11 protein-coding genes and 2 pseudogenes are annotated in these 15641 nt (G+C 59.4%); 8 read left to right on the forward strand and 5 right to left on the reverse strand.

The window, feature by feature from the left end; genetic code table 11:
• Positions 1-21: 21 nt before the first annotated feature.
• From DPA2511_RS06900 to DPA2511_RS06925, 6 genes are all read left to right on the forward strand, one after another.
• Positions 22-1392 (forward strand): ABC transporter substrate-binding protein, encoded by a 1371-nt coding sequence (locus DPA2511_RS06900; RefSeq protein ID WP_012764964.1) that lies wholly within the window; start codon positions 22-24, stop codon positions 1390-1392.
• 49 nt (positions 1393-1441) lie between these two features.
• A complete protein-coding gene (locus DPA2511_RS06905) occupies positions 1442-2359 on the forward strand; it encodes a carbohydrate ABC transporter permease (RefSeq protein ID WP_012764965.1) in 918 nt (305 codons plus the stop codon).
• Positions 2356-3399 (forward strand): carbohydrate ABC transporter permease, encoded by a 1044-nt coding sequence (locus DPA2511_RS06910; protein WP_012764966.1) that lies wholly within the window; start codon positions 2356-2358, stop codon positions 3397-3399. The genes DPA2511_RS06905 and DPA2511_RS06910 overlap by 4 nt, the downstream gene beginning before the upstream one ends.
• A gap of 3 nt (positions 3400-3402) precedes the next feature.
• Positions 3403-4506 carry an ABC transporter ATP-binding protein gene (locus tag DPA2511_RS06915; RefSeq protein WP_012764967.1) on the forward strand — a complete coding sequence of 368 codons (1104 nt, stop codon included), beginning with the start codon at positions 3403-3405 and terminating at the stop codon, positions 4504-4506.
• 69 nt (positions 4507-4575) lie between these two features.
• Positions 4576-5439, forward strand: a complete 864-nt coding sequence (locus tag DPA2511_RS06920) for an endonuclease/exonuclease/phosphatase family protein (protein WP_012764968.1) — start codon at positions 4576-4578, stop codon at positions 5437-5439.
• Positions 5440-6010: 571 nt separating this feature from the next.
• Positions 6011-6355 carry a hypothetical protein gene (locus tag DPA2511_RS06925; RefSeq protein WP_012764969.1) on the forward strand — a complete coding sequence of 115 codons (345 nt, stop codon included), beginning with the start codon at positions 6011-6013 and terminating at the stop codon, positions 6353-6355.
• Between the two features lie 231 nt (positions 6356-6586).
• Here DPA2511_RS06925 and DPA2511_RS06930 read toward each other — a convergent pair whose 3' ends face one another.
• The 3 genes and pseudogenes from DPA2511_RS06930 to DPA2511_RS21230 all read right to left on the reverse strand — a co-directional run bounded on the left by DPA2511_RS06930 (position 6587) and on the right by DPA2511_RS21230 (position 10829).
• Positions 6587-8389, reverse strand: coding sequence for an aryl-sulfate sulfotransferase (locus DPA2511_RS06930; protein WP_012764970.1), 1803 nt, complete (start codon positions 8387-8389; stop codon positions 6587-6589).
• Between the two features lie 78 nt (positions 8390-8467).
• Positions 8468-9256: an ABC transporter ATP-binding protein gene (locus DPA2511_RS06935; protein WP_012764971.1), complete on the reverse strand. Its 789-nt coding sequence runs from the start codon at positions 9254-9256 to the stop codon at positions 8468-8470.
• Positions 9253-10829, reverse strand: a pseudogene (locus tag DPA2511_RS21230) (ABC transporter permease). Before DPA2511_RS21230 ends, DPA2511_RS06935 begins: the two are co-directional and overlap by 4 nt.
• Positions 10830-11069: 240 nt before the next feature.
• Between DPA2511_RS21230 and DPA2511_RS06950 the strand changes: the two are divergent.
• Positions 11070-12152 (forward strand): ABC transporter substrate-binding protein, encoded by a 1083-nt coding sequence (locus tag DPA2511_RS06950; protein WP_012764973.1) that lies wholly within the window; start codon positions 11070-11072, stop codon positions 12150-12152.
• Positions 12153-12169: 17 nt separating this feature from the next.
• Here DPA2511_RS06950 and DPA2511_RS06955 read toward each other — a convergent pair whose 3' ends face one another.
• Complete coding sequence (locus DPA2511_RS06955; protein WP_012764974.1) at positions 12170-13093, reverse strand: LysR family transcriptional regulator; 924 nt, start codon at positions 13091-13093, stop codon at positions 12170-12172.
• Between the two features lie 242 nt (positions 13094-13335).
• Positions 13336-14106 carry a CDP-diacylglycerol diphosphatase gene (locus DPA2511_RS06960; RefSeq protein WP_012764975.1) on the reverse strand — a complete coding sequence of 257 codons (771 nt, stop codon included), beginning with the start codon at positions 14104-14106 and terminating at the stop codon, positions 13336-13338.
• A gap of 495 nt (positions 14107-14601) precedes the next feature.
• Between DPA2511_RS06960 and DPA2511_RS22710 the strand changes: the two are divergent.
• Positions 14602-15590, forward strand: a pseudogene (locus DPA2511_RS22710) (DUF2235 domain-containing protein).
• The last annotated feature ends 51 nt before the right edge of the window (positions 15591-15641 follow it).

Raw genomic sequence — 15641 nt, forward strand, 5'->3', positions numbered from 1 at the left:
CTAAATCATAGGATGGTGCTCGTGCGTAAACTTCTTTCGTTGTCTCTGTCGGTATTGCTGGCGTGTGGGCTGATGGCCCAACACGCAGCGGCTGACGTTATCACACTCAAGCTTTGGACCCTAAATGACCGCAACGCGCCGATGCGTATCACCAATATTACAGATGCGGCCGAGGTGCTTAATCGCCAGTTTGCGGCGGCGGGGGTGGATCGCAAAATTGTTGTCGATGTGCATGCCAGCGCGGTACAGGGTTGGGACGATTTGGCGCTGGATACGCTAAAGGCGTTTGGCGTCAATCAGGGGCCGGACATGGTTCTGCTGCCGCATGAGTGGATCGGCGAATTTGCCCGTAATGGCTACGCCATGCCGATGGATAATGTGATCAAGGCCAATCCGTGGGTGTATGCGGACATTCTGCCGGTGCTGTGGGAAGCGATGACATACCGGGGCAAGGTGTACGGTGTGCCGCAGGATGCTGAAATCCGCATGTTTTTTTATAACAAGGACATGCTGCGCAAAATCGGCAAAGACGAGGCGTTTATCGATAGCTTGCCAGCTCGCGTCGACCGCGGCGAGTTCACGCTCGACGATCTGACGGCGTTGGCCGGCGAGGTGGTGAAAGGCGGCGCAGCGCCGATCGGTATGTTGCACCGTCCGAATGTCGGTATCGATTACCTGATGGTGTTCGCGGCTTACGGCGCGAAATTTATGGATGAGAAAACCGGCCGGTTGCTGTTCCCGAAAAAAGAGATGGAAGCCGCGCTGGGCTGGTATGCCCGCAATGCCGCCGTCGGGGTGACGCCGAGCGATAACACCGCCATGAGTTGGGATACGATTCAGACCGCCTTCAAGCAGGAAAAAGCCTTCCTGTTCCATCAGGGGATCTGGGCGATGGCCTGGCAGGTCAATGACAATTTCGGGCCGGCCTGGCCCGCTGATAAAGCCGGCTATACCCATAAGATCGGCTGGATCCCCGCGCCGGCGGCGGTGAAGGGCGGTAAGCCGGCCAACCTGTCGCACCCGATCGCCTATGTGGTCAGCGACAAGAGCCAATACAAGGATCTGGCGGCGCAACTGGTGTCGATGGCGACCCTGCCGTATTACAACAACCGTCATGACGTCACCTCCTATCACACCGCCATCAGCCATGCCCAGCAGGGCATGCCGCAGTACACCGACAACTGGGCGCTGAGCGACGCGGGCAAGATGATGAAAAACATCACCTTTGTGCCTAATCATACCCGCTTTGGCGATTACAACCGGGTGTTGTTCAAAGGGTTGCAGGCGGTGGAAACCAAACGCATGACGCCGGCGCAAGCGGTGGCGTTTATCGCCGACGAACTGGACGTGCAACTGGGCAACGATGTGGAAATCGTCGATAGCCTGCACTAGCTGCTGCCCCGCCGGAGACAATGTCTCCAGCCTGAATGCGAGGTATTTCATGTCTGAAAATGCGACAACCCGTAAGCGCGGCGTGCATCCGGCCTACTGGCTGGCGCCCGCTATCTCGGTGCTGGCGGTATTTTTTATCGCCCCCATGCTGCTGAATCTGGTGATGGCGTTCAGCGATATGGGCAGCAATCTGCACATGGGCGCGTTGGGGGTCGATAACCTGCAGCGCTTGGTGATGACGGATAAACGCCTGCCCGCTGTGTTGCTGACCACGCTGACATACGTCGCCAGCACATTGCTGTTGTTCAATCTGGGCATGGGGATCGTGCTGGCTATCGCCACCACCGCTATCCCGCCGAAACTGGGCGCGCTGTTTCGCGGCATTTGGTTTCTGCCGCGTATCTCGCCGTCGGTGCTGTATGCGTTGTTGTGGATCTGGGCGGTCGACCCCTCGCCGCATAGCCTGATCAATCAGGTGGCGGTCGGTGTGTTCGGATGGCCGCCGCTCAACCTGCGTAACGACCACCCGATGGCGCTGATCGTCGTAGCCAACGGCCTGGTCGGCGCTTCTTTTGCCATGGTGATCCTGACCGCCGCCATTCGCGCTATCCCGGCGCATCTCTGGCATGCCGCCCGAGTAGACGGCGCCGGCGAGTGGTCGGTGCTGCGCCATGTGGTACTGCCGGCGCTGAAAGGCCCGGTGCGCTTTATCGCCATGTATCAGGCGCTGTCGCTGATGGTGACTTATGAATACATCCTGCTGATCACCGGCGGCGGCCCGGTGTATGACACCACCACCTACGCGCTTTATATCTACCGGCGTGCTTTCGAATCCGGCGCGTATGGCTACGGCGCCATGCTGGCGTTGGCGCTGATGTTGTTCGGGGTGCTGTTGACGCTGTTGCAGTGGCGGATGATGAACATGCGTTCGCAGTTCGCTCCGCCGCGAATCGAGGTGATGCGATGACCACGATGACCTCTATCGACTGGGCGCGCCAGGCGGTGCGCTCGCGCTGGAATCGAACCGCATTTCTGGCCAGCGTGGTGCTGTTTTTGACGCTGGTATCGATACCGATTGTGGTGCCCTATCTGTGGTTGTTGACGATTGCGTTCACGCACCGGAACGGCGGCGAATATGGGGTGCTGTGGCGATTACTGACGATGGCCGGGCTGATATACGGCCTGCTGCTGGCGATTGCCGCGCGCGCGCGAACCGAACCGCAGGCCCGGCGGCTGCGCGTACTGGTGGCGCTGGCGGCGCTGCTGGTGTTCGGGCTGTGGGTAGCGCCGCAACTGACGCTGGCCAACTACCGGTTTCTGTGGGATCCGGACGTGCAGGCCACCGGCGTCAGCAACAATACGCTACCGTCTGTCTGGACTGCGCTCGGCAACTCGCTGCTGTTCGCGACCGGGCAGACGCTGGTGGTGACGTTGCTGGCGGTACCGGCCGCCTATGCCTTATCCCGGCTGGGGTTCAGACGGCGGGAAGGGATGCTGAGGGCGTTGCTGTTGTTGCATGCGTTTCCGGTGATGGCGCTGACGGTGGCGATCTTTATCCAGCTGTACTGGATGGGGCTGCTCAACAGCCTGCCGGGTGTGATGCTGGTGATGGCGGCACTGGAACTACCGTTCGCTATTTTCGTGATGAAAGGTTTCTTTGATGGCGTCTCCTGGGACATTGAAATGAGCGCCATTACCGACGGCGCCAGCCGTTTTCAGGCCTTCCGACTGGTGGTGTTGCCGCAGGTCACGGGCGGCATTATCGCCATCGCCACCTTTGCCTTTTTACGCGGTTGGGAGGAGTACATCTTTGTGCGGACGCTGTTGATCGACAGTAACCGGATGACCATGAGTTTGTATCTGTTCTGGGCTTCGCAGGACAGCATGGGGGCCGATTCCGGCCTCATCGCCGCGGTGGGGGTGATTTATATCCTGCCCGTACTGGCGCTTTATCTGTTGACCCAAAAATACCTGACGCAGATGCGCGTCGGCGGAATCAAAGGCTGACTTATGGCAGAGATTATTCTTGATGGCGTCACCAAATCCTGGGGTGAGACGCCGGTACTGCATCCGCTCCATCTGACGGTGGCCGACGGCGAATTTGTCGCGATCCTTGGGCCGTCCGGGTGCGGCAAATCCACTACGCTGTTCCTGCTGGCCGGGCTGTATGCCCCGACGCAGGGACGTATTTTGTTCGACGGACAGCCGGTCAATGGCGTCGACGCCCGCGATCGCAACGTCGGCGTGGTGTTCCAGTCTTATGCGTTGTATCCGCACCTGAGTGTGTACGACAACATCGCGTTTCCGCTGCGTTTTAAACCGCAGCCGCAATCGCAGGCCGACAAGCGCGTGCGCGAGGCGGCGGCGCTGGTACAGGTGGAGCCACTGCTGGATCGCAAACCGGCGGCGTTATCCGGCGGCCAGCAGCAACGGGTGGCGTTGGCGCGCGCGCTGGTGAAACAACCGTCGTTACTGTTGCTGGATGAGCCGCTCTCCAATCTGGACGCCACGCTACGCATGACGATGCGCGCCGAGCTGAAAGCGATCCATGCCCGTTCGTGCGCGACCACGCTGATGGTGACGCATGATCAGCTGGAAGCCATGACGCTAGCCAGCCGCATCATCTGCATGAATCAAGGGCGGGTCGAGCAGATCGGTACGCCGGAACAGCTCTACCGCCAGCCGGCCAATACCTTCGTCGCCGGTTTTATCGGCTCGCCGCCGATTGTTTTGCTGACCGGCCAGGCTGAGGGCCGCCAGCTGCATACCGGTGAAACGGTGTGGCGGCTGTCGGCGTCCTATCACGGCGCGCTGACGCTGGGGATTCGTCCTGAAGATGTGGCGCTGACGGCGCCCGGCGACGCAGCGCTGCAGGGGCGTATTGCGCAGATTGAACCGATGGGGCGGGAAATGCTGTATCGCCTGCAGACGCCGCTCGGCGTGTTACAGGCGCTGGCGGCGGGATCGACGGCGCAATACGGCATCGGGGAGCATGTCGGTATTGTGCCGACGCCGGATGCGTTGCTGCTGTTCGACGCGGAAGGGCAGCGGCTTGCTGATGTTGAGGTGGCACTGTGCGGTAATGGAACGTTCACCTGCCGGATGGCGGGATAATCGCTGTTCCGCATCGGTTGGCGAGCGCCGAAAGCGGGATGTTATTTCATAGAATCAATAGGGTGAAGCATGCTTATTGTCAGCTACAACATTCAGTACGGCCTGGGCCGTGATAACCGTTACGATCTGGCCCGCATCGCGGATGAAGTCCGCGGTGCGGATATCATCTGCATGCAGGAAGTCGAACGCTTCTGGCAACGTTCCGGCATGGTTGATCAACCGACGGAACTGGCGGCACTGCTGAAAGAGTATTACTGGGTCTATGGCGCCAATCTGGATATGGACGCCAGCATCGCGGCGCCGGACGGCCGAGTGAGCCACCGGCGGCGCCAGTTCGGTACGTTGACGCTGTCGCGCTGGCCGATGCTCTCCAGCCGTAACTTCCCGCTGCCGAAGTTTGGCACCCTGACGCAACACTCCATCCAGCAGGGTGTGCTGGAAACGGTGATTGATACCGGGACGAGATCCTTTCGGGTGTACAACACCCATTTGAGTCACCTGTGCGCGCAGACTCGCTTGCCGCAGGTGGCGGCGCTGCTGGATATTTTCGCCCGGTCGCCGGAGGAAGGCGGCGCCTGGTGCGGCGGTCATCCCGATCCGGCCGCCGGCTGGACCGAAGGCGCTATGCCGCCAATGCCGGCGGAGATGATGCTGATGGGGGATTTGAACTGCCTGCCGGATAGCGAAGAATATAGCCGCCTGATTGGCCCGGTGTCGCCGGCCCATGGGCGCTTGGTTCGTCACCGTGGGTTGATGGATGCCTGGGTGGCCGCCGGTCAGCCGGAATCGAGCGGTTCGACGCACCCGAACGTGAATGGCCGGATCGATCACTGCCTGCTGACGCCGACGCTGGGCGCCGAGGTACGGCGCTGCTGGGCGGATACCGATAATCAGGGCTCTGATCATCACCCGCTGTGGGTAGAGTTGGCGTAGGCGGGGCGGTCATGGCGTATGACGATCGGCGGTTAGATGTGGATGACGTCTGAGCGCGTCATTCGACCTTCTGCAACACGAACAAAAGCGTGTTCAGCCGGATGCATCAGAGAGCCAGTATGGCCCCCTGAGGTTGCAGACAACGTGTCGTAAGCGGTGATGATGGCTGGATCGTGAAGGCGCTGCGAGTACCTCCCTGTAAGCGCGAACCGCGCCATCCCTGGCGCGGACGCTTTACTCTGCTATGCCATTATCACCGTTCGATGACGGTAGATAGCGTTGTCATCAGTCTGAGGGGCCGGTATGGCCCCTGTGTTTTTTATGCCGCGATACCGATAAGGATGGACAATTCGCGCGTAAATACGGCGGTTTTTTACCGGTGGAGCGTGTGGCAGAACAGGGAATAAGCAGGTCGGAGGAGTGGGGCGGTTTCTCGGAGTATTCCCTCTTCTTTTTGCTTTCAGTTTTGTTTTAATCCCCGCCGGGACGCAGATTCGGGTGTCTCAACCGTTAATCAAAATAGCGCGTGATTGGCTTTTGGTTAACCCGGAATGACTTTTAAAGGACATGCATGATGAACATAAAACCCCTGCTGTTAGGCGTTATTCTGGCGGCGTCTTACGCACATGCGGCGCCACCGGTTGGCGCGCCTGGTGTCAACGGGGCCGATAATAACACCGCGGCCGCCCAGCCGACGCCGGTGAAAAAACCAGATGCACACTCACCCGAAAACCCCAAACCGCACGGCGATAACCCGCCGGCGGTGAACAAACCGGCAGCGGACAAACCGGGCATGAAACCCCATCAGATCCATAAACCGGCGCCCCATAAAACCGCGCCGGAGAAACCGCAGCAACAGCCGGGAACAGCGCCGGGAGAAAAGCATCGTCCGATTGACGCGGTGGAAAAGAAATAAGTGTGTCGCTTGCATGGCGCACGCGTTTATTTGCCCGTCCTCTCAGCAATAAATGCGTCGGCCCGCTAAGGGACAGGGAATAAAAGGACAACGGGCCGGCGCATCCCCTTCTTCCCGGCCAGGTCATCGTCTGTTTTTTGTGGTCGCAACGCGACATGCGGACAGAGAACAGAAGCGATGATCGGCCGGGAATTTTTTCCTGTGTTCAGCGACTTGGCCTGACCTCCGTTCTCATCGTGACCGTTCGGCCAGCGTCGTCAGCCAGCGTCGTAATTGCTCAGCAGACTGCGCGCCGGTCAGCCGTGCTTGCTCCTGTCCGTCGTTGAGCCACAGCAGCGTTGGCAATGACTTCACGCCCAGCTGCGCCGTCAGCGCGATATGACTGTCGGCATCCAGATAATGCCCGGCCAATGCGCGGAATGCCGGATCGTCGACCACCCGTTCCAATTGGCGATACAGCCCTTTGCAGTGCACGCAGCGTTCAGCGCCTACCAGCAGCAACCGGCGGCCCGGCAGCGCGGGTAAACCGTTGTCAGCCGAGACCGCCAGCGGGGCGAAGCGTTCCCGGTCGACGGCGAACAGTTTCGGGCTACGTTTAAGCGACTCATTGTCGGTGGCGACGCACAGCGCATCACCGCCGCGCTTGAACGGCCGGACGCCGTCGACTTTCACCACGCGGGCAAAACCGGGCTGGCCCGCGCCAGGCTGGCGAAAGCGCGTGTTATCCGGCGCTTGAATGGCGGTTTCCTGCGGGCGCGGCAGCTGCGGCACCCAGTCGTAGGGAACCCGGTAGGCACGGTAGAGCATGTTGGTGTTGACGCTCTTTCCCCAGTACGGCGAGATGAATTCCCACACGATTTCATGATCCGGCGTCACTTCGAAAATTCGTCCGTTAGCCCCTTCATTGATCAGCGTGTTGCCGTTCGGCAGACGCTGGATATTGCTGATATAAGGGCTGTAGAAACGGAATGCGTCGGTGGGGTGCGGAATGCCGGCTTCGTAGGGCGAGTAGCGCCAGACTACATCCAGTGTGACCGGGTTGATTTCCAGTATGCGCGAGTAGTCGCGCCAGGCGTTTTTGACGCCGTCCGCCGAGGCGGGATTAGGTGCGCCGTAGCCCGCCCAACCGCCGTTGTCGAACACCAGAATATTGCCTGCGCCCGGTAGGCCGGCCGGGATCATATGGGCATGATGCTGGCCGATGATCCAGCCCAGATGTTTCAGTTCCGGCGTGCGGTAGTCCGGGCCGATCTTCCAGACGATATTGCCGGTCTGCTTATCAATGATGGCGATGATGTTGGATTCACGGGCGTCCCAGATGATGTTGTCCGGATGGAAGCGGGTATCCCCTTGATCGAACCAGGGGTTCGGGCCGAGTGCGGACATGGAGTTGATGTGCATCCAATCGCCCATCCCACCGCCGCTGTTGCGCATATTGGGGTTGTGGTACAGCGCGGTTTTGGCGTCGTCGTCAAAGCCCAGCTCGTCGAAATGGTCGCTGCAACGCCACTCCCAGAGCAGGTTGCCCTGCCAGTCCACCTCGATGATGGTGTCGTCCAGCAGCAGTTTGTCGCTGATTTTCGGATTGTGCAGATTCTTGTGCGCCAGGATCAAGGTGTTGCCGCCGAGCGCCTGTGGTTCCAGCCCGGGCGCATAGTAGCCGACCGGGTTGCCGCTGCGTTGGTAGTCGTGATGGGCGCGGGCCATCCATTCCGGCGGCAGTTCCGGGTCGCTGATGTATTCATAGCGGTTGAATTCCCAGACTTTGTTGCCATCCCAATCCAACTGGATCAGATCCACCATATCCTGCATGCCGTAGCGGGAATCGCGCTGGCCGCTATGGCCGAGGATATAGCCGCCCGGCAGAATTTTATTGGGGAAACCGTGCAACCCCTCCCACAGACGCAGTTCGTTGCCGTTCATGTCGATCAGCGCCGCGCCGGTTTCCAACGCCTGAAAAACCGTATAGCCGCCCCAGGCTTTGTCCGGGTTATAGAGGGTGGTTCCAGTGGGATAAACGGAAGGATGTCCCATGTGTCGCTCCATTCAGAAAGTCGTGTCGATGCAATGTCGTGCGGCGCCAACGCGATGGTTTCGGCTGCGCCGGCGACATCAAATAACGGACGCCGATTGCGTCTCCTGCTGTGTCAGCAGCGCCAGCAGTTCGCTGCACTGTTGGTGAAAGGCCTGACTGTCGCGCCGGCGTGGGTGAGGCAGGTCGATGGCGGCGATATGACGTAGCCGTCCGGGGCGCGGCGCCAGCACCAGTATGCGGTCGGCCAGATAGACCGCTTCTTCCACGTCATGCGTCACCAACAGGGTGGTGGTGCCTTCCTGCTGGTGGATACGCCGCAACTCCTGTTGCATTTGCTGACGGGTCAGCGCGTCGAGGGCGCCGAACGGTTCGTCCAGCATCAGGATGCGCGGGTTGGCCACCAGCCCGCGGGCGATCGCTACCCGTTGGGCCATACCGCCGGACAGTTGGGCGGGCAGGGCGTCGGCGAAGGCTTCCAGCCCGACCAGTTTCAGAAAGCGATCCACCTGAGCGTCACGTTCGCTGCGGCGCAGCTTTTCGCTGGCTAACCCCAGGGCGATGTTATGCCGCACCGATAACCAGGGAAACAGTCGCGGTTCCTGAAAGACCATGCCCCGATCGCCGCCGATGCCGTGTACCGGCATGCCGTCCACCAGAATGCGGCCCTGAAACTGGTTATCGAGCCCGGCCAGCAGACGCAGCAGGGTGGATTTGCCGCAGCCGCTGCTGCCGACAATCGCCACCAGTTCGCCGCTGTAGATGCTGAGTGACAGATCGTCGATCACGGTCAACGGCGCGCCGCCGACGCTGAACTGTTTCTTTAGATGGCTGAATTCCACCACCGGACGGGATGAGCTTGTCGTCATTGCGAGTCTCCTGTGTGACGCCAGCGGGTCATGTGCGCTTCCAGCCGTTGACCGGCATGGTCGAGAAGTACGCCGGTCAGGCCGATCAGCAGCATGCCGCTGAGAATGATGGGCATCTCCATCAATTGCTGTGCGTTGATCATCAGGCTGCCGATACCGGCGCCGGATGACATGAAATATTCGGCGCCGACGGTGCCGAGCCAGGCGTGGATCAGCGACAGACGCAGGCCGGTGAACATGGCCGGCGCCGCGCCGGGCAAAATCAATACCCGCAGCCGGGCCGACAGCGGCAGACGCAGTATCTGCGCCACCTCCTGCAACGCTGCCGATCGCTGGCGCACACCGCGGTGGCTGGCGACCAACATCGGGAAAAAAGCGGCGAGGGCGACGAACGTTACCTTGCCGCCTTCATCGTTACCGGCCCAGGCGGTGATGAGCGGCAGCCAGGCAAACAGCGCCACCTGGCGTAACAGCGACAGGCTGGGGGCGAATAGGGCTTCCGCCCGCGTGCTCAGACCCAACGCGATACCCGCCAGCCATCCCGTCGATACACCGATGATGCCGCCGGTCAGCGCCCGGAACAGGCTGTGCAGCATGGCATCCGGCAACGTGCCGTCCAGCACGCCGCGCCACAGCGTTTGTACCACCAGCGCGGGTGCAGGCAACAGCGTGGCATCGACCCAATCTCGGCTGCAGGACAAGTGCCACAGCACCAGCAGCAGTAATGGCAGCATCAGCCCGATAGCCGGACGGCCTGGCGTGTGCGTCAGTCGGCCGACCGGCGCATGCGGCCAGCGGATCAGATGGTGATCGAAGCGGTTGATGCCCCATTCCATCAATAACCCGGTGGCGCCGATCGCCGCGATGCAGACGAACACGATATCCAGCTGGAACAGCTGACGTCCCCACACCATCAGATAGCCGATGCCTTGCGACGATGCCAGCAGCTCCACCACAATCAGCGAAACCCAGGCTTGCGACAGCGCCAGCCGCAGGCCGGTGAACCAAACCGGCAACGCTGCGGGCAGCGTCAGCCGTAATAGCCGGGTCGGCAGCGGCAGGCGCAGCACCGCCGCCGCTTCGCGCAGCGTTGGCGGGACGTCGCGCACGCCGCGCTGGCTGTGCAACGTTACCGGCACGATCACCGCTTTGATCAGTACCGCCAGTTTCAGCCCGTCATCAATGCCGAACAGCACCATGAAAAAGGGATCCAGCCCAGCGTCGGGATTTGCGCCAGCGTGTACACCGTAGGGTAAAGCAGCTGCTCGGCGCGCCGCGATGCGCCCATCAGCGCGCCGAGCAGTGTACCGGCCAGTACGCCCGCCAGCAGGCCGCCGCCAAGCCGTTGCAGGCTGATCAGCAGGTGTGACGGCAGGTCGCCCTGTAACAGGGAAACGGCGGTAGCGACCACCTGTTGCGGTGCAGGCAGAATCTGCGGCGGCATCCAGCCGCGCAGGCTGGCGAGGCTCCATAACAGCAGCAGCGTTAGCGGCAGCGCCAACGGCATCAGCGATCGCGCCGGAAGGTGAAACCCAATCGGCGGCAGCATTTTTAGAGTAATGGCTTTATTCATTTTTCTTCGCAAAATGAAATTGAGAACATGAATAAGGCATAAAAAAGCGGATTTCGGCGCGATACGCCAATGCAATAAACCGATAGGTCGCGTGCAGCAAATGCATATGGTCTGCAATCCCGCCTCAAGCCTGATTTATGCTTTTTTTTGCTTAATAAACAGAGAATTGTTATTTATCGCCCGGTAGCAACCTTCGCTAGTTTCTGCCCGTAAACAACATGATGAAACGCGGAGAAATCTATGCAGCGGACAGGATATGGTCGGGGATGGCGCGGCGTGCTGGCGGCAATAATATGGGCGCTGGTCGTCTGGGGTGCCCCGGCACAGGCGCAAGAGACGCAGCCGGCGGAGATTCGCATTGGTCTGCCGGATCAGAGCGCCGGCAGCAAACCCTTTATTGGCGGGCCGTTGGGGTTGGCGTATATCCGGCACAGCCTGGAACAGGTGTTTGAACCGCAGGGTATCAAGATTAAGTGGTCGTTTTTCAAAGGCGCGGGGCCGGCGGTGAACGAAGCGTTGGCCAACCGCCAGCTGGATGTGGTGTATCTGGGGGATCTGGCGGCGATCATCGGCCGTTCCGGCGGGTTGCCGACCCGGCTGCTGCTGGGTTCGCGCGGTTCCAGCTCTTACCTGGCGGCGACGCCGGAATCCGGTATTCAGCGCCTCGACGATCTGCGTGGTAAGCGCGTGGCGGTATACAAAGGTACCGCGGATCAACTGTCGTTCGAGCGCGCGTTGAAGAGCGCCGGGCTGAACGAACGCGACATCAAGGTGATTAACCTGGATTGGAGCGCGGGCCGGGCGGCGCTGTCGGCCCGCAAAGTGGATGCGGTATGGGGCGGCGTTTCGCTGCTGACATTACGCCCGCAGGGGATTCGCATTATCACCTCCAGCCAGACGTTAGGGTGGGCCAATACCACCCAGGCGGCGGTACTGGCGTCGCAGGAATTTATTCAGCGCTATCCGCAGACGACGCAGCAACTGGTGGATGTGCTGGTGCGCGAGGCGCAGTGGAGCAGCGACCCGGCGCACCTTGGCGAATATATTGCGTTGATGACTGAGCAGAGCCAGATCCCGGCGGCACTGTTTGAAGAGCAATTTACGCCGCAAACCCTGAGCCTGAAGACCTCGCCGCGCATCGATCCCTTTCTGCATGACAGCCTGCAGGACAGTGTTCAGCGTGCCAAAGCCGCCGGTCTTATCCGCAGCGATTTCTCCGTGGATGAGTGGCTTGAGCCGCGTTTTGTGGATAACGCGCTGAAAACCCTGGCGCTGACTGCCGCCTGGCCGGCATACGACGCCGACGGCAATGCCAAACCCTGACCGGACGTATCCCGCGTTTATGCGGGATTCGCTCGTAACCGATCCTGTTCCAGAATGGTTTCCGCCATCAGCTGCGCCAACGGCGGCATCGGTTTCTGACGGTTGGAGATGACGCCGAAACGTGTCTGCATCTGTTCCCACTCCGGCGGTTGCTCCGCGAGCGGGATCTCTACCAGTTGATGGCTGTGCCGCCCCAGCGCGAAACCTTCTTCGCTGCAAAAGCTGATGGCCTGGGTGTGGCGCAGGATGCTGAACACTGAATAAATGTGGTCGCACTGGATATGCGGCCGGTAGTCCGGCTGATTGGTGAGCGCGGCCAGCACCCGGCGCATACCCACCGGCAGATACGGGGACGCCAGCGGGTAGCGGCACAGATCCTGCGGCGTGATAGATTGCTGCCGGGTCAGCGGATGATCTTGGTGACAGATGAAAAAGCAGCGGCGCGGGCTGAGCGGTTGCACCCGCAATTGTGGCTCCAGCTCCGCCTGCCAGGTATCGGCGATGAAAAATGGCCATTCGTCCGCCAGCAGCCGTTGGTGCAGCGAATGCCAGTTATCGACGCAGTAGGTGACTCGTACCCGCGGGCGCAGCAGATGGAATGCGGCCACCGCGCTCGGGATCAGCGCGAGCGACGGCGCCGGGCCGCAGCCGAACGCCAGTTCACCCGCGCCATCGTCGTCCAACGGGTGCATATCGTTGATCAACTCCCAGGAAAGCGCCTGCATACGCTGGGCGAAAGGCAACAGCTTTTTTCCCTGCCAGGTCAGCGTAAATTGCTTATTCTGCCTGTCCACCAGCGGATGGCCGATAGCGTGCTCCAATGCCTGAATACTGCGGCTGAAGGCTGATTGGGACAGGCAGACGGCGTCTGCGGCCTGTACAAAACTACGGTGTTCCACCAGCGCCAGAAAATTGCGCAACTGCCTTAAATCCAAATGCATAAGCCCCTCCTGGAATCAGTGCTACAGATGTAGGGGACGCCGATGCAGGAATGCAATGAACGAATACTTATAAGTTATATCCCTGGCGGTATCTCGCCATGATGCACGATGGCCGTTGGCGATCGCTTCACGGCGAGACCGGGTGCGAAGCGCCAGACTGGGCGACGGTTCCGCCACGGTAATGGCGCCCGTCGCGCCGGCGACTTACCTTATGGTGGAAGATACCGGCCGGTCGGGTTTATTTATTGCGCCAGCGCGCAGCCCACATCCAGAATTTCCTCCGCCGACCCTCGGTTCATTAACCCGAGAAAGCCGCGACGTACCGCCAGCAGCACCCGTTCGCCCGATGGCAGCGCCGCCAGCGCCAGCCCGTAATTCTCCATGTTGTCGTTTGTCGATTGGGCATATTGCGCCAACTGCCGGAACGGATCCTGCTGGGTAAGGTCGCTGTCGGACAGTTTCTTTGCCAGATAGCTGTGGCCTTCCAGCGGCTGCGGCAGCGCACGCCAGTCGGTGGTGATGGCGGCCGTGTGATCCTGCAAGGTGCGGTATACGTCCGGTTTCAGGCAGGAGATATGGATGTGCAGCTGATTCTGCGTGCGGCCGAACAGCGAGTTGATCGCCAGGCCGATATAGGCGTCTTTGATCGGTTTGCCCATCTGGCGGGAGAGCCAGTCACGGTAGTTCCAGGCGGCGGCGAAATAGGCGGGTGTGCCGGTTTCCAGCAGCGCCGGGCTTTCGATGCCGCTGATGCGATCGGTGGGGATCAACAGATTGTGGTACGGGCCGCGCCGGTCTTTAAACAGGGCGTAGTGGTGCGGCAGGTCGACGTCCAGACAGGGTGCGGGAGCGGCGTGCTGCTGCTGGTTGGGCACGCACTGTTCGCTGACGAAAGTCCACAGCGCATTGCCGTTGCCGCGCGGCGAATACTCGCGCCACAGGTAGAGCGCAACGGCAAGCAGCGGCAATACCAGCAGAATGACGAGATAAATAAAAGCGTTATTGTGTCTCATACTTCAACCTGTGAATGGGGAGAATACCGCGTTATATCGACATTGCCTTCTGAGGGGCAGAGGGCCGACGTTATACCCGGCTCATCCATGAACCTTGTCCTTATTGCACATCGTGTATTGCATTCAAAACATTTTTTGCAGGTCGGCATCGGTACGCCGCCTGACGGCATCGGGCGTTATTTTGGGTATAGAGCGGAATTATGTTGTCAGTATGACAAACGAAAAGCACAGAACGAAAAAAAGATAAGTAAGCGTTACGTGCTGTAAGTCGGTTTTTCTCGGATGTCCGTCATGATATACCCGCCATACTTCAAACAGCAGGCATATTGGCGGTGTAATTATTTTTTCACTCCATACGCGATGTATTCCAACGGCGGTTATAGCCATGCAATACATGAATTATTTATCACCTTATTATGTGCGGAGAAATAAATAATGAAAAATATCATTATATCGTTTGACGGTACCTGGAATATTCCGGATATCAAATCCAATATGGAAGACTCAACCAGCACCAATGTATTCAAACTTCATCAGGCAATAGAAACCGCAACGGCTACCGCCACCGCACAGGTGAAGTGGTATGACACGGGGGTCGGCACGCAATGGTATGATCGTCTTAGCGGCGGGATATTCGGCGTTGGGTTGTCGGCAAATATTATTCAGGGATATACCGCATTGATTGATAATTATGAATCCGGCGACCGGCTATTTATTCTGGGGTTTAGCCGCGGCGCCTATAGTGCACGTAGTTTGGTGGGGTTGATTCGTAATTCAGGATTGCTAAAAAAAGAAATAAAAACCGGGTTAACGAAGCGTATCAACTTTATCGCAATCGTGATAAAGGCGCGGATACCGAATATGCGCAGCTGTTTCGTAATACCTATTCCACGGAAGTCGATATTCATTTCCTCGGCGTTTGGGACACCGTCGGGGCATTAGGTATTCCGCTGGAGTCGTTTGGCTGGTTTAACCGGGAGTTTTATCGTTTTCACGATACGGAACTGAGCGGCATTGTCAGACATGCCTATCACGCCATGGCCATTGACGAACATCGGGAAAATTATGATTGCACCCTGTGGGATCCCAAACAAAAACCGAATCAGACGGTTGAGCAGATGTGGTTCCCAGGGGCGCATGCCAATATCGGCGGCGGTTATGCGGACAACAACCTGTCTGACATCACGTTGCTGTGGATGGCGAGCAAAGCCAGCGCGTGCGGGCTGGTGTTAGATATGTCGTTATTGCCGTCGTTGCCGCAGCACTTCAGCCGGCCGGTGGATTCCTACAAAGCGTTTCTTGACGGTGCCTATAGCAAACTGAAAGCGCCGTATTACCGGAAAATCGGTTATACGCAATACGGTGAGGAAGCCATTAACGCGAGTGTGCAAGAGATGTTGCGCCAGCAAAGCGATTACCATCCGAAGAATTCCCTCGGCGATTATTTGAGCGGCGGTTATACACCGACGGGCCGTATTTACTGAGTGCCGGCTGATGCTGGTGTGAGGATGCCAGAGCGATGATTGGCATCCTTT

It is taken from the genome of Musicola paradisiaca NCPPB 2511 (genome assembly GCF_000400505.1).
GTDB classification, from domain to species: domain Bacteria; phylum Pseudomonadota; class Gammaproteobacteria; order Enterobacterales; family Enterobacteriaceae; genus Musicola; species Musicola paradisiaca.

What these genes read in the sequence shown, in the direction of transcription:
- DPA2511_RS06905 (WP_012764965.1), top strand. Translation starts at nt 1,442, where the DNA reads ATGTCTGAAAATGCGACAACCCGTAAGCGCGGCGTGCATCCGGCCTAC.
- DPA2511_RS06910 (WP_012764966.1), top strand. Translation starts at nt 2,356, where the DNA reads ATGACCACGATGACCTCTATCGACTGGGCGCGCCAGGCGGTGCGCTCG.
- DPA2511_RS06915 (WP_012764967.1), top strand. Translation starts at nt 3,403, where the DNA reads ATGGCAGAGATTATTCTTGATGGCGTCACCAAATCCTGGGGTGAGACG.
- DPA2511_RS06920 (WP_012764968.1), top strand. Translation starts at nt 4,576, where the DNA reads ATGCTTATTGTCAGCTACAACATTCAGTACGGCCTGGGCCGTGATAAC.
- DPA2511_RS06925 (WP_012764969.1), top strand. Translation starts at nt 6,011, where the DNA reads ATGATGAACATAAAACCCCTGCTGTTAGGCGTTATTCTGGCGGCGTCT.
- DPA2511_RS06930 (WP_012764970.1), bottom strand. Translation starts at nt 8,389, where the DNA reads ATGGGACATCCTTCCGTTTATCCCACTGGAACCACCCTCTATAACCCG.
- DPA2511_RS06935 (WP_012764971.1), bottom strand. Translation starts at nt 9,256, where the DNA reads ATGACGACAAGCTCATCCCGTCCGGTGGTGGAATTCAGCCATCTAAAG.
- DPA2511_RS06950 (WP_012764973.1), top strand. Translation starts at nt 11,070, where the DNA reads ATGCAGCGGACAGGATATGGTCGGGGATGGCGCGGCGTGCTGGCGGCA.
- DPA2511_RS06955 (WP_012764974.1), bottom strand. Translation starts at nt 13,093, where the DNA reads ATGCATTTGGATTTAAGGCAGTTGCGCAATTTTCTGGCGCTGGTGGAA.
- DPA2511_RS06960 (WP_012764975.1), bottom strand. Translation starts at nt 14,106, where the DNA reads ATGAGACACAATAACGCTTTTATTTATCTCGTCATTCTGCTGGTATTG.